The 19,280-nt window shown below is 36.9% G+C and carries 22 protein-coding genes and 1 riboswitch; of the genes, 16 read left to right on the top strand and 6 right to left on the bottom strand.

The genetic code is table 11. From position 1 onward, the window contains the following. Positions 1-162 precede the first annotated feature (162 nt). The 7 genes from ACQ5H4_RS13625 to ACQ5H4_RS13655 all read left to right on the top strand — a co-directional run bounded on the left by ACQ5H4_RS13625 (position 163) and on the right by ACQ5H4_RS13655 (position 8,882). On the top strand, positions 163-1,617 hold the full coding sequence (locus ACQ5H4_RS13625; RefSeq protein WP_430775481.1) for a glycoside hydrolase family 1 protein: 1,455 nt from the start codon (positions 163-165) through the stop codon (positions 1,615-1,617). Positions 1,618-1,798: 181 nt separating this feature from the next. Further along, positions 1,799-2,686, top strand: a complete 888-nt coding sequence (locus tag ACQ5H4_RS13630; protein ID WP_430775482.1) for a manganese catalase — start codon at positions 1,799-1,801, stop codon at positions 2,684-2,686. Between the two features lie 422 nt (positions 2,687-3,108). Then, positions 3,109-3,612 carry a CPBP family intramembrane glutamic endopeptidase gene (locus ACQ5H4_RS13635; protein ID WP_430775521.1) on the top strand — a complete coding sequence of 168 codons (504 nt, stop codon included), beginning with the start codon at positions 3,109-3,111 and terminating at the stop codon, positions 3,610-3,612. A 159-nt stretch (positions 3,613-3,771) separates the two neighbouring features. Continuing rightward, positions 3,772-4,767, top strand: a complete 996-nt coding sequence (locus ACQ5H4_RS13640) for a LacI family DNA-binding transcriptional regulator (RefSeq protein WP_430775483.1) — start codon at positions 3,772-3,774, stop codon at positions 4,765-4,767. 137 nt (positions 4,768-4,904) lie between these two features. Beyond that, on the top strand, positions 4,905-6,353 hold the full coding sequence (locus ACQ5H4_RS13645; protein ID WP_430775484.1) for a sucrose-specific PTS transporter subunit IIBC: 1,449 nt from the start codon (positions 4,905-4,907) through the stop codon (positions 6,351-6,353). A 67-nt stretch (positions 6,354-6,420) separates the two neighbouring features. Further along, positions 6,421-7,899, top strand: a complete 1,479-nt coding sequence (locus tag ACQ5H4_RS13650; RefSeq protein ID WP_430775485.1) for a glycoside hydrolase family 32 protein — start codon at positions 6,421-6,423, stop codon at positions 7,897-7,899. A 14-nt stretch (positions 7,900-7,913) separates the two neighbouring features. Further along, entirely contained in the window at positions 7,914-8,882 is a 969-nt protein-coding gene (locus ACQ5H4_RS13655) for a carbohydrate kinase family protein (RefSeq protein ID WP_430775486.1), read from the top strand. 61 nt (positions 8,883-8,943) lie between these two features. Here the strand turns inward: ACQ5H4_RS13655 and map are convergent, their stop codons facing one another. Then, positions 8,944-9,687 carry a type I methionyl aminopeptidase gene (map, locus tag ACQ5H4_RS13660; RefSeq protein ID WP_430775488.1) on the bottom strand — a complete coding sequence of 248 codons (744 nt, stop codon included), beginning with the start codon at positions 9,685-9,687 and terminating at the stop codon, positions 8,944-8,946. A gap of 185 nt (positions 9,688-9,872) precedes the next feature. Between map and ACQ5H4_RS13665 the strand changes: the two genes are divergently transcribed. The 3 genes from ACQ5H4_RS13665 to ACQ5H4_RS13675 all read left to right on the top strand — a co-directional run bounded on the left by ACQ5H4_RS13665 (position 9,873) and on the right by ACQ5H4_RS13675 (position 11,654). After that, positions 9,873-10,856, top strand: coding sequence for a ketoacyl-ACP synthase III (locus tag ACQ5H4_RS13665; RefSeq protein WP_430775489.1), 984 nt, complete (start codon positions 9,873-9,875; stop codon positions 10,854-10,856). A gap of 143 nt (positions 10,857-10,999) precedes the next feature. Further along, positions 11,000-11,422: a hypothetical protein gene (locus ACQ5H4_RS13670; RefSeq protein WP_430775490.1), complete on the top strand. Its 423-nt coding sequence runs from the start codon at positions 11,000-11,002 to the stop codon at positions 11,420-11,422. 103 nt (positions 11,423-11,525) lie between these two features. Further along, complete coding sequence (locus ACQ5H4_RS13675; protein ID WP_276131208.1) at positions 11,526-11,654, top strand: hypothetical protein; 129 nt, start codon at positions 11,526-11,528, stop codon at positions 11,652-11,654. Positions 11,655-11,679: 25 nt separating this feature from the next. Here ACQ5H4_RS13675 and ACQ5H4_RS13680 read toward each other — a convergent pair whose 3' ends face one another. The 3 genes from ACQ5H4_RS13680 to ACQ5H4_RS13690 form a co-directional block, all read right to left on the bottom strand. Further along, positions 11,680-12,081 (bottom strand): sporulation protein, encoded by a 402-nt coding sequence (locus ACQ5H4_RS13680; protein ID WP_430775491.1) that lies wholly within the window; start codon positions 12,079-12,081, stop codon positions 11,680-11,682. A gap of 562 nt (positions 12,082-12,643) precedes the next feature. Further along, positions 12,644-13,075, bottom strand: a complete 432-nt coding sequence (locus ACQ5H4_RS13685; RefSeq protein WP_430775493.1) for a DUF2383 domain-containing protein — start codon at positions 13,073-13,075, stop codon at positions 12,644-12,646. Positions 13,076-13,207: 132 nt separating this feature from the next. Next, positions 13,208-13,414, bottom strand: a complete 207-nt coding sequence (locus ACQ5H4_RS13690; RefSeq protein ID WP_430775494.1) for a hypothetical protein — start codon at positions 13,412-13,414, stop codon at positions 13,208-13,210. Between the two features lie 131 nt (positions 13,415-13,545). Between ACQ5H4_RS13690 and ACQ5H4_RS13695 the strand changes: the two genes are divergently transcribed. Then, entirely contained in the window at positions 13,546-14,211 is a 666-nt protein-coding gene (locus ACQ5H4_RS13695; protein WP_430775495.1) for a serine/threonine protein kinase, read from the top strand. Positions 14,212-14,325: 114 nt separating this feature from the next. After that, positions 14,326-14,425: riboswitch (purine riboswitch) on the top strand. A 41-nt stretch (positions 14,426-14,466) separates the two neighbouring features. Continuing rightward, on the top strand, positions 14,467-15,756 hold the full coding sequence (locus tag ACQ5H4_RS13700; RefSeq protein WP_430775496.1) for an NCS2 family permease: 1,290 nt from the start codon (positions 14,467-14,469) through the stop codon (positions 15,754-15,756). 107 nt (positions 15,757-15,863) lie between these two features. Here the strand turns inward: ACQ5H4_RS13700 and ACQ5H4_RS13705 are convergent, their stop codons facing one another. Then, entirely contained in the window at positions 15,864-16,010 is a 147-nt protein-coding gene (locus tag ACQ5H4_RS13705) for a hypothetical protein (RefSeq protein WP_430775497.1), read from the bottom strand. Between the two features lie 156 nt (positions 16,011-16,166). Between ACQ5H4_RS13705 and ACQ5H4_RS13710 the strand changes: the two genes are divergently transcribed. The 4 genes from ACQ5H4_RS13710 to ACQ5H4_RS13725 all read left to right on the top strand — a co-directional run bounded on the left by ACQ5H4_RS13710 (position 16,167) and on the right by ACQ5H4_RS13725 (position 18,374). Then, positions 16,167-16,673: a CBO0543 family protein gene (locus ACQ5H4_RS13710; RefSeq protein WP_430775498.1), complete on the top strand. Its 507-nt coding sequence runs from the start codon at positions 16,167-16,169 to the stop codon at positions 16,671-16,673. Between the two features lie 276 nt (positions 16,674-16,949). Beyond that, positions 16,950-17,558, top strand: coding sequence for a flavin reductase family protein (locus ACQ5H4_RS13715; protein WP_430775499.1), 609 nt, complete (start codon positions 16,950-16,952; stop codon positions 17,556-17,558). A gap of 27 nt (positions 17,559-17,585) precedes the next feature. Then, complete coding sequence (locus ACQ5H4_RS13720; protein ID WP_430775500.1) at positions 17,586-18,188, top strand: alpha/beta hydrolase; 603 nt, start codon at positions 17,586-17,588, stop codon at positions 18,186-18,188. Positions 18,189-18,245: 57 nt separating this feature from the next. Further along, positions 18,246-18,374, top strand: a complete 129-nt coding sequence (locus ACQ5H4_RS13725; RefSeq protein WP_430775501.1) for a hypothetical protein — start codon at positions 18,246-18,248, stop codon at positions 18,372-18,374. A gap of 86 nt (positions 18,375-18,460) precedes the next feature. On the opposite strand, the gene ACQ5H4_RS13730 is transcribed toward ACQ5H4_RS13725, so the two are convergent. Continuing rightward, complete coding sequence (locus ACQ5H4_RS13730; protein ID WP_430775502.1) at positions 18,461-18,919, bottom strand: DinB family protein; 459 nt, start codon at positions 18,917-18,919, stop codon at positions 18,461-18,463. Between the last annotated feature and the right edge of the window lie 361 nt (positions 18,920-19,280).

The raw sequence follows: 19,280 nt of genomic DNA on the forward strand, positions 1-19,280 counted from the left end.
CTTTATTAAATGTAACATAGTGTTACAATTTTGTAACGTTTAACAACCGATGTTATTAAAAACTAGATACTCCACAAATATTTACTATCAGACGAATTAAAATTACTATATTCCTATAAACTAACTAATGTCATTTTAGAGAACAGGCTAGGAGGAACAATCATGAAAAACAATCAATTCCCAGAAGGGTTTTTATGGGGTGGAGCTACGGCTGCAAACCAATTAGAAGGTGCATACAACGAAGGTGGCAAAGGATTATCTATTTTTGATATGGTACAATTTGTACCAAAAGAAGAACGTGGTAATGATATCGAGATGGACGTGAAAAGCAAAAAAGAACTAGAAGATCTTTTATCAGGTAAAGGTGGAGATAACTTCCCTAAACGTCGTGGAATCGACTTCTACCATCGTTATAAAGAAGATATTGCTTTGTTTGCAGAAATGGGCTTTAAAACATTCCGTATGTCTATCTCTTGGCCTCGTATATTTCCAAACGGTGATGATAGAGAGCCAAATGAAGAAGGACTAGCTTTCTATGACAAGGTATTTGATGAGTTATTAAAGTATGGAATTGAGCCACTTGTCACTTTATCACATTACGAAATTCCACTTAGCTTAGTACAAAATTACAATGGTTGGGCAGATCGTCGTGTAGTTGATTTATTTGTAAATTATGCTGAAACTGTATTCAATCGTTATAAAGGAAAAGTAAAATACTGGTTAACTTTTAATGAGATCAATATCTCTACACTTTCTCCGTATATCGGAAGCGGAATCTTAATTGACGAAGTGGAGCATAAGGAACAAACGGTATATCAAGCTCTACATCATCAATTTGTTGCTAGTGCAAGAGCGGTTAAAGCATGTCATGAAATTATTCCTGAAGCTATGATTGGATGTATGTTAGCTCGTATGGAAGTATATCCTGAAACATGTAGTCCAGATGATGTGTTAGAAGCACAAAAAGAAGATCAAATGAACTTATTCTTCACTGATGTTCAAGTTCGTGGATATTATCCAAGTTATATGTTGAGCTATTTTGAAGAAAATGAAATTAAAATTAACATGCTTCCTGGAGACGAAGAAATTTTATTACAACATACAGTAGATTTCCTATCGTTCAGCTACTATATGTCTATGGTTGCAAGTGGGGCACCAGGCAAGAAAAAGGAAAAAGGAAACTTCTTTAGTGGAGTGAAAAATCCTTATTTAGAGTCATCGGATTGGGGATGGCAAATCGATCCAAAGGGCTTGCGTATTACATTAAAGAAAATGTACGATCGCTATCAGGTACCTTTATTTATTGTTGAGAATGGTCTCGGAGCCTACGATAAAGTAGAAGAAGATGGTTCTATCAACGATGATTATCGTATTGATTATATGCGTGCTCATATTGAACAAATGAAAGAGGCCATCAAAGAGGGCGTAGATCTAATTGGTTACACAAGCTGGGGCTGCATTGATTTAATTAGTGCAGGTACGTCAGAAATGTCTAAACGTTATGGTTTCATCTACGTAGACCAAGACGATTATGGCAATGGTACATTAGCAAGAAGCAAAAAGAAATCGTTTGATTGGTATAAAAATGTAATTGCTTCCAATGGGGAACAATTATAAGACCAATACTATATTAAAGATAAGGCATCTCAATTTTGGGATGTCTTTTTTTATATCATACATTCTTTTCTTTACTTTTATTCAGTGAAAGAACGTTTTTTGGGTATTATTTCATCTTATATATTATGAGCTTCTGCCAAAAATACTTTGTGAACGGATCAAAAGAATTAGGGGGATGTAAATGTTCTACCATATAAAAGAACTGCAATATAACGCAAAACCAAGTCAGCCAGACCCAGTTTATGCAAAAAAATTACAAGAGATACTCGGTGGACAATTTGGAGAAATCTCTGTTATGATGCAATATTTATTCCAAGGATGGAACTGTCGCGCAGAAAGTAAGTACCGAGATATGTTATTAGATATTGGAACCGAAGAAATTGCGCATGTAGAAATGATTGCAACGATGATTGCACAATTATTAGACGGCGCACCGGCAAATGACCAGGAACAAGCAGCAAAGGATCCAGTAATAGAAGCTGTACTTGGTGGGATGAATCCTCAACATGCCATTGTAAATGGACTGGGCGCTCAACCAAACGACAGTGTCGGATATCCATGGACAGCTCGTTACACGATAGCAAGTGGAAACTTGTTAGCAGACTTTCGTGCAAACTTAAATGCAGAGTCACAAGGAAGACTTCAGGTGTGCCGTCTGTACGAAATGACAACAGACCCTGGAGTCCGTGATATGCTTTCTTTCTTGATTGCTCGAGATACCATGCACCAAAATCAATGGATGGCAGCAATTGAAGAGTTAGAAAAAACTCAAGGAGCAATAGTTCCAAGTACTTTTAATCAAGAATATGAAAAACAAGAAGTATCCTACTCATTCATGAACTTCTCTGAGGGAGAAGATAGTCGGTCAGGTAGATGGGCAAATGGCCCAACATTTGATGGACAGGCTAGTTTTGAATATGTTCAAAATCCGCAAGCAATGGGTCAAAAACCAGATCTTAAACCAGGACCAGCCTATATACATGGAACACCTCCTCTAGATATGAGAATCATTCAAGGTGCCGGAAAAATGGAGCCAAACACCTTTATGAATAACCAACCTCTTCAGTAAAAGTACTAAGAATTAAACTTTATTTTAGCATGGGTCTGGTGTGACACCGGGCCCTTGCTTTTTATTTTGCCCAGAATATTACTATTTCTCATTTCAAAAAAGGAATAAAATGGTATGATAAAAGCGAATAATTAACCAAAAGGAGTAAGGATGACATATCTTTAAATCAAAAAAATAATGTATCGGCAGTTTTATTTCTTGTAGGTATTATTTTTATCTCATATGGTATGTGGCTTTGGACTGGAACAGTACTATTGCTGTTATTGATAGTTTTGAAGAACACTAATTTCCGGTTTTTAGCGTCCATTTTTATATGTTTTCTTGGTAGTTTAGTTATTTATCAATTAATGAATATGGTGATTGGCCAGTATGATTTTCAGAGTGAAACAAGAATTATTTTAAACCGGAGTTTACTGTTGATAATGGTAACGGGTTTATACATTGCTCATCGATTAAGTAAAAAGGAGTTCTTTTTTTACCATCACCGTCCTCAGTGGAGTCAAGTGATACAATTACCTTTTCACTCGATAAAGCTATCCAATTTATTGGTTGTCGTGGTTGTATCTTCTGGAGCAGCATTTCTCCCATTTGTTTTACAAAAAGATCTGCTTATAAATAATTCATTCATTGTTTTTTGTATTTTATTTTCTCTTATTAACGCTACACTTGAGGAATGGATATGGAGGGGGATTTTATTATCATCCTTAGTTAAATATGTTGGGGTTTCTTATGCACTGGTTGTTACAAGTATTGGATTTGGACTCATGCATCTGATCATTGGCATTCCATTTATTCTTTGTCTCTTCTTTTCATTAGGAGGACTTTTTTATGGAGTGATAGTTTTAAAAACAAATAGCCTTTACCCATCTATTATTTTTCATATCGTGATCAATATAGGCATGGTTTTTAGTGGTTTTATTCTTTAATGTAAGGAGGAATTAAGTTAAAAAAGACTTTTAATTCGGATTGGCGATTGCTTATTGAGTAATCGTCTTTTTTTGTGAAATTATGGTAGAATAGTGGTGTTAAGTAAAAACTATTGGATTTGGTAGGATTACATAGAAGAATTAAAACGGAGTGACAATATGACAACAATTGCAGATATTGCTCGTATCGCTGGTGTTGCGAAGAGTACTGTTTCACGTTATTTGAACGGTGGATCGATTGGAGATGCGACAAAACTGAAAATAGAGAGAGTGATAAACGAGACGGGGTATGTTCCGAATACGTTTGCTCAAAGTTTAAAAGCAAAGAAGACAAGTATTATTGGAACCGTTGTTCCTCGGTTAGATTCTTTTGCTTCTGCAAGAACACTTATTGGGATTGACGAACAACTCCGAGAAGCTGGATGCCAATTGGTCATCTCGAACACAAGTCAAGATGAAGAAAGAGAAATAGAGAGTCTTTATAGCTTTGCAAGACAAAAGGTAGCAGGAATTATTTTGTTGGCGACTAAAATAACCGATCAGCATCTAGAAGCTTTTGGAAAAATTGATATTCCGATCCTACTAGTAGGCCAACAGCATGATGAAGTTTATAGTATCATTCATCAAGATTACGAAGCAGCAAAAACAATGGGAAAGCATGTTTTGAAGAAAGGTCATAGAAAAATAGCTTATTTAGGTGTAACTCCGAAAGATATTTCTGTTGGAGTTCAACGGAGAGATGGCTTCAAAGATGCAGTTTCAGGTATTGAAGGGTGCGAGGTCAAATATTATGAAACAGGGTTTGGAATGGGTGATGCTCTTTACCAAGCCACGCGAATTATTGACGATTTTAAGCCATCGATTATTGTTTGTGCGACAGATAATATTGCCCTAGGTGTTTGTAAAGCAGCCTTTATAAAGGGATTAGATATTCCAAAGGATTTATCTGTTACGGGGTTCGGGGGATATGAGGTAACAGAGTACATTCATCCAAGCCTCACGACTGTCAAATACGAATTTAAACATGCGGGAAAAATAGCTGCACAAAAAATGCTTAAATTGATTGAAGGGGAACAAATAGAAAAAATCACATACACAAATTTTGAATTAATTTCTCGTGGAAGCGTTGACAGTTTCATAAAACATGAATTATAATCAACTCATCGGAACCGGTTCCAAAACAAACACATAGGAACCGGTGAAATAATACTTAAAAAAGGAACCGGTTCCATAGTTTTATTTTTTAATCAATATTGGAATCGGTTCCACAATAGAAAAAGGAGGAAATACCAATGAATTATTCATTAATTGCTGAAGAAATTCTTAAAGCTATTGGCGGCAAAGAAAATGTTTCAGCTGCTGCACATTGTGCAACAAGACTTCGACTAGTATTAGAGGATGAAAGCTTAGTAGATACAAATGTTCTTGAAGAAATGGATGTAGTAAAGGGAACGTTCTCAACTGGAGGTCAGTATCAGATTATCCTTGGTTCCGGAACGGTAAATGAAGTATATAAGGAGTTTACTAGATTAACAAATATACAAGAAATGTCTACTAGCGACGTAAAGGACGCTGGATCAAAGAAAATGAATCCGCTTCAACGTTTTGTAAAGATGCTTTCGGATATCTTTGTACCTATTATCCCAGCGATTGTAGCTGGCGGTTTATTGATGGGGATTAACAATCTATTAACGGCTCAAGACTTATTTATCGCTGGAAAATCGCTTGTTGAAGCAAAGCCTGAACTTGCTGATTTAGCCGCACTTATTAATACGTTTGCGAATGCTGCATTTGTTTTCTTACCGATTTTAATTGGATTTTCAGCCACAAAACGTTTTGGTGGGAATCAGTATTTAGGGGCAGCTCTTGGAATGCTGATGGTTCACCCAGATTTATTGAATGGGTATGGTTACGGAGATGCTTTGTTAAATGGAACGATTCCGGTTTGGAATATTTTTGGATTAGAAATTGAAAAGGTCGGTTATCAAGGAAGTGTTTTACCAGTTCTTGCAGCATCGTTTATTTTAGCAAAGATTGAAAACGGTTTACGAAAAGTCATTCCATCTGCATTAGATAACTTATTAACGCCATTATTAACGATATTTGTTACAGGACTTTTAACTTTCACAGCAGTTGGACCGATTACACGTTCAGCAGGGAACTTACTAACGGACGGGTTAATTTGGTTGTATGACACGACTGGATTTATCGGGGGAGCAATCTTTGGACTTCTGTATGCGCCAATTGTTATCACGGGGATGCACCACAGCTTTATTGCAGTAGAAACACAACTATTAGCAGATATGGCTAAAACAGGCGGTTCATTTATCTTCGTTATTGCTGCCATGTCAAATATTGCTCAAGGTGCATCAACACTGGCGGTTCTGTTAATTACGAAAAATGCCAAGACAAAAGGTGTTGCTTCAGCTGCAGGTATCTCAGCTTTACTCGGAATTACTGAGCCTGCTATGTTCGGAGTGAATTTAAAGCTGCGTTTTCCGTTTATCGGTGCCATTATTGGTTCAGCTGTAGGAGCAGCGTTTGTGACGCTATTTAAAGTAAAAGCTGTTGCTCTAGGTGCGGCGGGACTTCCAGGCATTATCTCTATTAAGCCGGGATCCATTATCTCTTATATCATCGGCATGACTATTGCCTTTTCAGTAGCCTTTGCTATGACCTATGTATTAGGGAAGCGTGAGGAAAAGAAAGAAAAGAAGAAAAACGGGTTTAAAGCAGCTTAAGAGTGAAAAATGAGGAGGGCGAATCACGATTTTGATTCCCCTCTGTTTGCATAAGGAGAAGACTAACATGGAATGGACAAAAGAAAGAAGATATCGAAGGTTGGAAGAAGTAAGCCAGGAAGAAGTACTTGAATTGCAACAAAGAGTGAATAATTCAGTCTGGCGACAAACTTTCCACATACAACCGAATACAGGATTGTTAAACGATCCAAACGGTTTTTCCTACTTTAACGGAGAATATCATTTATTTTATCAGTGGTTCCCATTAGGACCGGTTCACGGGTTGAAATATTGGTATCATGTGAAATCAAAGGATTTGGTGAACTGGGAAGATGCAGGAATTGGGATCAAGCCAGGTGACTATTTTGATAGTCATGGAGCTTACTCAGGGAGTGCCATCGAACATGAGGGGAAGTTATATTTACTTTATACGGGAAACACGCGTGATAAGGACTGGGGAAGGAACCCCTATCAATGTTTAGCCGTGATGAATCAAGAGGGGGAAATAATAAAGCTTCCTCCGGTTCTCTCTGAGGTACCAGAAGGATATACTGATCATTTTCGTGATCCGAAAATATGGAAAAAAGACAATCAGTTTTTTATGGTGATTGGAGCTCAAAGAACAAATGAAACAGGGTGTATCGTCCTTTATCAATCAAATGATTTATTGAGTTGGTCCTTTAAAGGTGAAATGAAAACAGAGCTTCCTCATTTCGGTTATATGTGGGAATGCCCCGATTATTTTGAACTGGGAGATCAAGGAATTCTTGTTTTTTCACCACAAGGAATTGCTCCAAATGGTGATTGGTATCAAAATATTTATCAATCTGGATACTTGATAGGAAATCCACTTGATGTGGAGAATGGTTTATTTTCCCACGGAGAGTTTCAAGAACTGGATCGTGGCTTTGATTTCTACGCACCACAAACGATGGAGGATCATAAAGGGAGACGTATCTTAGTTGGATGGGTGGGTCTTCCGGAAATCGACTATCCGACGGATGCGGATGGTTGGGCTCATTGTCTATCCTTACCAAGAGAGCTAACCGAAAAAAATGGGAAACTACATCAAAATCCAGTAAAGGAATTACAAGAGTTAAGAAAAAATGAAAAAAATATAAAGGATAATCTTCATGATGAAGGTAAATCCTACGTTGGATTCACCGGGACGACTTATGAGCTAATTACTGAATTTCAAAACCAAGATGCAAAAACATTTGGGATTGAATTTCGATCAGGAAAAAATGAAAAAACGATCATTACTTATGATACGATAGAAAAGAAGCTAGTCCTCGATCGAACACATTCAGGAACATCCTTTGCTACGTCTTATGGGTCAGTGAGAAAATGTACGCTGGACAGCAAGAAAATAAAGTTTCAGATGTTTGTTGATGTGTCCTCAGTTGAAATTTTTGTTAATGATGGAGAAGAAGTTTTTACCAGTAGGATCTTTCCTAGCGAAAAGAGTCAGGGAATTCGCTTTTTTGCTACAGGAGGGAAGGTTTCTTTTCAGGCAATGAAATGGGATTTACAAACAAATCAGTAGAAAGAGGTAGCAAAATGGGGAAGTTATTTTCTATCGGAGAAGTATTAATTGATTTTATCCCTTTGGAAAAAGGAAAAGCATTAAAGGATGTTATTTCTTTTGAACGTGCACCAGGAGGAGCTCCAGCTAACGTAGCGGCAGCCGTTGCGAAATATGGTGGTTCCTCTTCTATGATTACTAAGCTTGGAGTAGATGCGTTTGGTGATTTTTTAGTAGAGAAGTTGGAGGAAGCCGGCGTAGATACAGATAAGGTCAGCCGGACGTCAGAGGCCAATACAGGTCTTGCCTTTGTTTCTCTTCGACTAGATGGAGAGAGAGATTTTTCTTTTTACCGTAATCCATCTGCTGATTTACTGTTAGATGAAGCAGAAATTGATGAAGAGTGGTTTAATAAGGGAGACATTCTCCACTTTTGTTCGGTTGACTTAGTTGAAAGCCCAATGAAGCAGGCGCATACGAAAGCGATTCGAGCGATGAAAGAAAAAGGCGGGCTTGTTAGTTTTGACCCTAATGTAAGACTTCCTCTCTGGAAGGATGCAGAAGAATGCAAAAATACCATTCTGGCATTTATTCCAGAGGCTCATATCGTCAAAATTTCGGATGAAGAGCTCGAATTCATAACAGGAATAGCTGACGAAAAAACGGCCATTTCTTCTCTATTTCAAGGAGAGGTAAAAGCGATTATTTATACAAAAGGTGCTAACGGTGCAGAACTTTATGTAAATGGCAAAAAGTATGAATCTCAGGGGTTTAAGGCAAATGTTCAAGATACAACAGGTGCTGGAGATGCTTTTATTGGTGGATTCTTATACAAGCTTTTAGAAAATAACGCAAGCATTGAAGAATTAGGACAACTACTTGAGACAAAAGCAAAGGAATTACTTACTTTTGCGAATGCAAGTGGGGCGTTAACTACAGAAGGCAAGGGAGCGATTTCTGCTCTTCCTACAGTAGAGGATATTAATAAATTAATCAATAATTAGCGAAAAGGAGCTTGCTGTGGAATAGCAAGCTCCTTTTTGAATTGTGATTGAACATATTAAATTATCGAGTAATGACGATCGGTCCATTCTTAGTAAGAATGATGGTATGTTCACATTGAGCAACAAAGCTTTTTTCTGTGACGTATGTCCAGTCATCTCCTTCGTTTTGGAACACTTCCTCTTCTTGTGTGGAGATGAATGGTTCAAAAGCGATAACCATACCATCTTTTAATAGTTCATCATCCCAAGTTTCATTGTAATTATAAATATGATCTGGGGCTTCATGAATTCTCCGTCCGATACCATGACCAGTAAGATTTTTAATAACTGTTAATCCATTCTTTCTGGCTACAGACATTACTGCTTTTCCGAGTCCACTCTTCTTTGAGCCAGGTTTTGCTTTCTTCAAGCCCATTTCGAATGCTTCTTTTGCTGTTTCACAAATCTTCGTAAGAAGGGGATCTCCTTCACCAACAACAAAGGAAATACCTGTATCAGCGAAATAGCCATTTTTAGAGCCGGACACATCAATGTTAACAATATCTCCTTCTTGTATCACGCGCTTTCCAGGAATTCCATGTGCCACTTCTTCATTCACACTTATACAAGTGTAGCCAGGAAAGTTATATTCACCCTTTGGTGCAGAAATAGCTCCGAGCTCTTCAAAAAGAACACCAGCCATATCATCAAGTTCTTGTGTAGTAATCCCTGGAACCGTTTTTTGTACCAATTCCTCACGAATCAAGGAAACGATTCTCCCGATTTCCTTCAATCCATTTATATCTTCATCTGTTTTTGCAATCATAATAAATCCCCTTCGATAAGAATTAAATAAAAGTTCGATTGTTCTAGAATACCCTTTTCTCGCGGGAAAATCCACTTTTACTAATCGGAAGGCTAGTGAAAAAAGTTCTCTAAGAATACATAAAGTTAGCACCAGATACTAATAGTTAGTTATAATGAGTGTATATCTATTAATGAGGTGAAGGAATGAACGACTCGAGAGCACAAATCACTGCAGTAGGTTCATATGTACCAGAGAAAATACTAACAAATGAAGATTTAGAGCGGATGGTTGACACAAACAATGAATGGATCGTCAAACGCACGGGTATTAAGGAAAGAAGAATTGCAAGCGAACATGAGTATACCAGTGATATTTGTGTGAAAGCGGTAGAAAATTTAATCGAAAAAAATAACAAGTCTGTTCATGATGTAGATATGATTATTGTATGTACCATGACTCCGGATTTTAAAACTCCTAGTGTTGCTGCATTAGTCCAAGCTAAGCTCGGAATTCCTCATACCGGAGCGATTGATCTGAATGCGGCATGCGCAGGATTTACCTATGGTTTACACGTTGCCAATGGTTTAGTTACCGCTGGTTTGAATAAAAAGGTTTTGGTTATTGGTGCCGAAACGATGTCAAAGATAACTGATTTTACTGATAGAACCACTTGTGTTTTATTTGGTGATGGTGGGGGAGCGGTTCTTGTGGAATATAATGAAGATAGTCCAAGTTTCCTCTCCTCACATTTAGGTTCACAAGGGGAACTAGGGAAGAACTTATACTGTACCGATCTGTCTGAGAGTATAAACGGAGAAAGCCTAACGGCAACAGGAAACATTACACAAAATGGGCGAGAAGTATATAAATGGGCTGTTAATACGGTTCCAAAAGGGATGTTGTCCGTACTAGAAAAAACAGAAATAAGCTTACAAGAAATTGATTGGTTTGTACCACACAGTGCGAATCTTAGAATCATTGAGTCCATTTGTGAAAGAAGCCAATTTCCGATAGAAAAAACACTAAAAAGCTTAGTGGAATACGGGAATACCTCTGCAGCAACAATCCCTCTTGCACTGGATAAAGGGGTAACGGAGGGGAAAATTAAACAGGGTGACAAAATTTTGTTATATGGCTTCGGTGGAGGATTAACTCACGCCGGGGTGTTATTGGAATGGACGATTTAACATGTTTTAGTTGGGACGTTAATCTTAAGAGGTTAACGTCCTTTTCTTTTAAGGGAGCTTTTTGTCTCAAAATGGTAAAATGAAGGTAAATATATAGATTATGTAATAAATACTCTTTATGCAAATAAGAAAGGGGAGTATACATGAAAAAGTTCTTATTGATACTAGTATTATCAGGTTTACTATCTGGGTGTAGCTCGAGTCTATCTTATTCTCAAGTCGAAAAAAAAGATGTGAAGCAAGAGATCCAATCTTTTATTAGTGATCTCGAGTATGAAAATGGAGTAAATGTTTACTTTGATTCCGAAAAGGGAGTTTATGTGTATTTGAATAGGGCCAATGTAAAACAGGGTGAGTCTGCTTTCTATATTACTGATTTCGATGTTGCAGAAAATGGAGATACACTACAGATTATTTATAACACAGAAACTACCACTGATTATACCAATCATTATCTAGACCGTGAGTTATTGTATAAAGTAAATGTAAATAAAAAATATGAGTATTTGAAAGCTTATAGCAATGGAAAAGAAGTGGAATTTAATATAATCTCAGGTAATGAATGAGATGTGAATGCTTTATTTTTATTGAGGGAAGATATGTTGTAGGATGTCGAATCCTATTTGAGCACATGCTTAAAAAAAATAAAAGTAGCATGGAGGGATTAACATGGGAAAAAAACATCGTGCACAAGCGAATCGCCCGAAAAAAAATAACCATATTCCAGCTGAAGCTATCGTTGCTGAACACGAAGCACATGCAAAAGAAAATTCTGCAAAAGGCAGAAAAAATACGTAGGGAGGCAATAGCCTCCCCAACATAATTAATCATTTGCTTCTGAAGTAAGAATAACCAGTTCATCATGATCTTTACTTGTCAGGTTGTCTGAGTAGACAAGATTTGTATGAAATCGATAGGTAATATTACTTGTGGTTGGTTGGAATTTATCTGTTATGACAAAAGTGAAAGGGAATTCGAGCGTTTCATTTTCACTTAATTGTTTAGACATTAAGATGGTTGTCACTTCTTCAACCGTATCGAAGCTTCCATCGGCGTATTCTTTAACTAAACTACATTCAAGCCTCTTAACTTTTTGAGTTTTTCGGCCCCCATGTAAATAAAAACAACCTGATATCGTCTCACCGATTTGTGCAGATGGCTGCTTAATTTTAAGGTCAACAGTTGGTGAACCGGCTTTAAGTAGAGTAGTAAATATATTAAACAATTGACACCCTCCATTTTATGGATAAACTAAAGTAAATAAAAGCCTCTATCATAAATGATAAAGGCTGGGTTTCATATAGTTCCTTTACCAGATGGCAAAGGTCTCGCAAACAACAAATTCGTTGCCAGTTAGGCCGGTGATTGTAATCACGTAATGTCGACATAACTGTTAGCTACTCCCCTTTGGAGTATATAAATTATTGTTCAGTTGTAACTAAGATGACTGTATAAGTATGATAATATATCAACTTAATTCGCGTCAATAGGATTTATTTTAGTCTAAAAGAAGACCGCCATATACTCATTTAATGTTTTGACCAATACGGTTATATATAAATTGATCAATGTATTAATTCCTTGTAATGTTCATACGTAAGAAAAATAAATTAGTTTCATTAATTTCTAAAAAGATAATAATATAGAAAAAGGAAATGCGTGGTAGATGAAATCAAGTTACGAGTGAAGGATACGATTGTCTCTGATACCGATATATCTAATGTAGGAATAGGTATAATTGGGTAAAGGATTGGACGAAAAAAAGACCATCTTCTCACTTAGATGGTCTACTGTTGTAGTAATTGTCTTAAAAAGTCAGCATGTCTTCGATTGGTATCAATGACTTCTTTAACAATTTGTTTGCTTTCTGGATCTAAGTCTCCTCTTACAAGTTCTTCTGAATAGTGTACACCATAATCATCTACACCTTTTAAGGCATCCTCAAGGATATCTTTAGGGTCCTCTGAAAGCATCATGCGATGTAGATAGCCTTGCATGGCTCCTGTTATCCCTTCGCTATCAGCTGGTACACCACTTAAATTTTGAATCCGTTCGGCAAGTATTTGGGCATTGTGCTTTGTTTCCTGTTGCATTGACTGAAAATGCCTTCTGAGTTCCTCATCAGCGACCTTTTCAATATAGTGCTCCATCGAGCGGATCCCCATGTAAGAACCCTTTAGTAGGGCATTTAGTTCTGTAATTACTGTCTCATTTTTCATAAAAGCACATCCTTTCATTCTATTTTTAGGAGTTCCTTTAGAAATATTCGTCTTTTTACTAAAAAGGATAACTTATCCTTATCAACGAATTTGTGTGCTTTTATAGAATATATTTTAATAAGGTATTGGCAACTAGCTCCACTTCTTAATGCGTTCAATATTGTCTAAATAATGGGATACAATGTCTAAAAACGAATAGCGAGAATCCCCAATTAGGTATTCAATTGAGTTCTCATCTCCGATGTCATTGTTTCTTGTGTGACTGAAACGTGGCTTCACATGGTTATTTTGAATTAATGCTTTTGCAAGCTCAATGGCTAATTTTTTATTTTCGTTCACTCAAACCACCTCCAAGATAATAAATACCTATTAACGGGTTGTCCATTATATGACAGGTCATAATATTTTATTAACTTGAATGATTGTGATACCCTAACAAAATAGATTTCAAGATAGATAGGGGGCTGAATATGGAAAAAGAATGTGAAATTGTTGATGAGCTCCTGTCCCATATAACTATTACTTCGAATCCAAATAATCAACCCGTTTCAATTCATGGGAATGTTAAAGAATTGAAGTGTATTGGTGTTGGTACGGATGCAGCTGTTTTTCAATATATTCAAGCGCCAGCCTATGCATATAAACTGTTTGCTGATGATAAATTAGAAAAAATTCAGATAGAAGCAAAGGTGTATGAAAAACTGGGATCTTCTCCTTATTTTTCGACCTGCTATGAGGCTAGAGACCGGTATTTAGTTGTAAGTTATGAATCAGGCATCACACTTTACGAATGTCTTCAGCAAGGGATTCATATTCCATCACAGGTGATTCAAGAGGTGGATAAAGCGAGAGCTTACGCAAAAAACAAAGGATTAAATCCTCGAGATATTCACTTGAAAAATATTCTATTACAAGATGGTAAAGTGAAAATTATCGATGTATCTGAATATTTATTACCTGGAGATGATGGTCGTTGGGAGCATTTAAAAAGAGGATACGAGGAATATTATCGTTTAATAGATGGAAAAACCATTCCGGCATGGTTGTTAGAAACGGTTAGAAAAAGCTATAACAATAGACAAACAACAAGTATTGAAGATTTCTTTAAGGATGTATTGAAGTTGAAGTGGTTTTAGGAGGAAGCATGAGCTTTCTCTTTTTTTATGAAGTAGTTTAAAAGAAATTTTGTGGAATATGAGTAAAATACGAACAATAAATGTTTACGGATGTTAAAGGTTCGTATATAATACATTTTGTTGTGATTTTTCATTCGTATATTCTTAGAAATATGGTCTAAGAGTCTCTACTAGGAACCGTTAATTCCTAACTACGAATGGGTAGGAGAAGTCTACCCATTTATAGTTAGGAATTTTTATTTTTTAGGAGGATTTATGGAACGCTTTTTTCAGTTAAAGGAATTAGGAACAAATGTAAAAACAGAGGTTCTCGCAGGAATCACTACCTTTTTTACGATGGTGTATATCATTTTTGTAAACCCTGCAATTCTCTCGGCGGCAGGAGTACCTTTTAATCAAGTGTTTGTGGCGACGATTGCCTCAGCCGTTATCGGTACGTTGATCATGGCTCTATTTGCAAAATATCCTATCGCCATTGCTCCAGGGATGGGAATGAATGCTTACTTCACAAGTGTAGTAGCTGTTCATGGGATCAGTTATCAAGTTGTTTTTGGAACTGTGTTTTTAGCAGGTGTGTTATTTCTATTATTATCTTTTACGAAGTTGCGAGAAACATTAATTCATTCCATTCCGGCTTCTTTAAAATATGGGATTACATCAGGAATTGGTCTTTTCATTGCCTTTATCGGATTAAAAATGGCGGGAATTGTCGTTGCGAATCCAGGTAATTTAGTAGCTTTTGGGGATCTTCATCAACCGGTAACGATTTTATCTATCGTCGGATTGTTTGTAACACTTATTTTGATTGCACGAAAAGTGAATGGTGCATTGTTCATTGGAATGCTTGTAACAGCTGTGATTGGTTACTTTACAGGCGAATTAAAATTTGATGGAGTGGTTGCAACTCCACCACCAATGGTCTTTTTTGATATAGATATCATGGGTGTTTTCTCAAACGGGTTGTATACGGTTGTTTTTGCCTTCTTACTCGTGACGATTTTTGATACAACTGGCACGATGATTGGTGTTGCAGAACAAGCTGGACTGATGAAGAACGGTAATCTTCCAAAGGTAAAATCTGCTCTAATGGCAGATGCGGTAGCTACAACAGTAGGATCAACCTTAGGAACAAGTCCATCAAGCGCGTATATTGAGTCATCAACTGGGGTAGCTGCTGGTGGGCGATCTGGTTTAACTTCAATGGTAGTGGCCATTTTGTTTTTATTGGCATTATTCTTTTCGCCTATTGTGTCTGCGATTTCATCACTACCTGCGATAACAGCTCCTACATTAATTATCGTTGGCTGTTATATGATGGAGGGGTTATCAAAAATCAACTGGAAGATCTTTGATGAAGCCTTTCCTGCGTTTGCCATCATTCTCACTATGCCATTAACAGCTAGTATTGCGACGGGGATCTCCATTGGATTCATTACGTATCCCTTAATGAAATTGGTAAGCGGCAAAGGTAAAGAAGTTCATCCAATTTTATATGTTTTTGGAGTAATATTTATTGTGCAAATGATTTTCTTTCCTTCCCATTAATCTACTAAATGAGTTGCTTTAGGTAACTCATTTTTGTGTTTCTAGTGAAAAAGGACGTTGAATTGATGGTTTAACGTCCTTTTTCAAATATAGGGCAAACACTTATTTTACACATCTGAAGAGTCATCATAATCATATCGGAAACCATCTTCTTGTGATGAAGTGTTTCGGTCGGTGTTTATTTCGTTTTTAGTTTGTAATTCTTGTTTATCATTGTTCAACGAAGAGTTTTGTTGATTTTTATTTTCATTCATCTAATTTTGCCTCCCATGCTCGACGATTCTTCACATATTGTTCCAGTATTTCTCTTTCTTATTCAGTTTAGAATCTTATGTTTAAACATAAAATTTGTACATTAAAGGAGTTTCTTTAGGTTAAACTGTGAACAAACACTTGAGAGGATAGTGGGTATGCACGTTACTATTGCCATACTAACGATCTTGGCAGCGATGAAGTGGGGGAAAGGGAAAAACTGGCGTGAATATCATCCCAGTATGTTATTTGTTTCCACAGGTGGTTTGCTGTATGAATATATCGTACAAGAATATACATTGTGGAAATTTCATCCTGATTTTCTTTATAGTCATGGAATGGTTGTCATTATTTATGCAATAAACACGATGCCTTTAAGTATCTTTTTATTTCTTTCCCACTTCCCTGAGAAATGGCTTCACCGTATCCTTTACATATTTGTTTGGTCAGGAATTTATATTTTCGTTGAATGGATTTTACACATGTTTGACAGAATATCGTATCAAAATGATTGGACCTTACTATATTCATTTCTATTTGACATTGTGATGTTTTCGGTTATTGCTTTACATCATAATAAACCACTTCCAGCATACATTATCTCTTTGTTAATTATCATTTTCTTAATTGCGCAGTTTGATATTCCATTTAAATACGCAAAATAGCCAAAGTTATATGAACTTTAGTTCAGTACATCTTTGGCTATTATGTTATAAAAGCTCTTGACTTAAAATATTTTCTATTTTATTATATCTTTAAATCGAGATATTTAATTTCAAGTTATTTTATCTGGTGGTAGTAGGTTACGGTCAAGTGGGGTTACTTCCTATGTAGTACATCGGTAACATGATTGATTTAAAACAAATACCAATTGGGCGTCGGCAAATGGGTACGACTTCCGTTTGAAGTAAGAGCTAAAATAAGACGAGGGGATTGATTACATGCTTTCCATTGATCCGTCAGCATTGTCCGAAAGGGAAAATTACAAGTTATTAATCGGTAGTATTATCCCAAGACCGATTGCATTTGTTACCTCATTATCGGAAAAGGGAGTGCTAAACGGTGCTCCTTTCAGCTACTTTAACATTGTATCCTCCAATCCTCCTATGATTTCCTTGTCGATACAAAGATCTGGTGGAAAACAAAAGGATACAGCAAGAAACATTCATCAATCAAAGGAATTTGTAATTCATGTGGTTGATGAAGAAAATGTACAAAAAATAAACGAAACTGCAGCATCTGTTCCTCCAGATGAAAGTGAAATTGAACTTGCTCAATTAACTCCAGTGAACAGTGTAAAAGTTGCTGTGCCAGGAATAACGGAGGCGAAAATCCGGTTCGAGTGTACGTTAGAGCAGTCGCTTGAGTTAGGGGGAGGAGAGGCACCTGGGTGTGATTTGATTATTGGAAAAATCGTTCAGTTTCACATCGATCCTGCCATTTATCACGAGGGGAAGATTGATCCACGAGCCCTGAGAGCGGTAAGTCGACTAGCCGGAACCAATTATGCCAAAATAGGTGACATCTTTTCGATGGAAAGACCAAAATAACATGGTGTGTTGAAAGGAGAAAAACGAATGAAACATATTTATCAAAAGGGGAAAGACCCACAAAAACCAACTTTGTTATTGCTTCACGGTACAGGGGGAAATGAATTAGATTTACTGCCTATTGCTGGGATGATTGATGATTCTGCGGGTGTGTTAAGTGTGCGAGGAAATATTCTAGAGAATGGCATGCCCCGATTCTTTAAACGTTTAGCTGAAGGGGTTTTTGATATTGAAGATTTAATTTTTCGTACAAAAGAGTTAAATGATTTCCTAGATGAAGCGGCTGAAAAATACGATTTTGACCGTAACAACATCGTAGCCATTGGATATTCAAATGGTGCGAACATTGCGGCCAGTATGTTATTCCACTATGAAAATGCCTTGAAGGCTGCCGTGTTACACCATCCAATGGTCCCTCTGAGAGGAATCGAGCTTCCTAATTTGGAAGGAACATCGGTGTTTATCGGTGCGGGGACTAATGATCCTATTTGCTCACCGGAAGAATCAACTGAGCTTCAAAAGCTTTTAGAAGGTGCAAATGCAAAAGTAGAGCTTCACTGGGAGAATCGTGGACACCAGCTTACGGCAGATGAAGTAGAAGCAGCGGCTGAATGGTATCGTAAATTGTAAAAATACGATAGTCATTTTAAGGGTATATTAACGTATCGAACTTTGAGGAGTGAAGATATGTTTTTGAATGGCACCATTATCGAACAAATCATTACCTTATATGATCAAATGCCCCTACGTCTCTCCAGAGAGGAAAGTAGCCAATTAATGGATGATATAGAGAAAGTGATGTCTATGTATCACTAATGGATACCGTAAAGTGGGTAAGTTAGGGAATATCTTATACAAAGACCGCATCCATCTCTTCGGAATAGTTGCGGTCTTTACATGTTTTATAGAAACTTCTTTATATCTAAAATCGTTTGTATATGTAAGCCTTCATGGAAGATCGTTCGAATAAGTACTTGTTCAATCGTATACATACCCATCTCTGTTGATGGAAATTCTTCTTCTAATCTTTCTCCGTACATTTCCCTGATCTTTAAAGGCTGTTTTCTTAGTAATTCCTTTAACTCTTGGAAAGAAGGAGTGCCTTTTTCAAAGCTTGCTGGACTTGATCCATATCCAAACCATGTTTGAAATTGCTCCGGCACGCCTGTTTTCTCTTTCGTAACCGCTTGGATCCATAGATATTGATCAAGATAAATATGTCCAAGATTCCAACGAATATTATTCTTGAACCCTTCAGGTATGACTTCCGAATGTTCTTCCGATATATCCTTTAAAACTCCCAACAACTCCCTTCGATAGCTTTCCAATTGAGTAAACAACACCACATGACGTGGATTCATTATATATACCCCCTTATTTTAGATAGGTAAATAATCGATAAAATGGGCAATTGTCCTGCCACAGAAGAAAAAAATGGTAGGTACATGCTATAATTGTATTATATTTCATATTAGTAGATTAGCAATATAATAAACATAGAAACAATTTGAAGGAATAGAATGTATGCGCATACAATTTGATTAGGGAGTGAATGAATAGAGACGATAGAAGATAGAAGGGCAATTGGTATTTATGCCGATAAGCTAGAACAAGTCTGGAAATAAAAACCACCCGTGAGAACGGGTGGTTTTCTCTGCGGCTAAAAGCCTTTGTTACTGACCAAACCCTAAAGGGCTACTGAAGGGTTCGCCAAGTGTACTA

Source organism: Bacillus coreaensis (genome assembly GCF_050586445.1).
Lineage (GTDB): Bacteria > Bacillota > Bacilli > Bacillales > Cytobacillaceae > Robertmurraya_A > Robertmurraya_A coreaensis.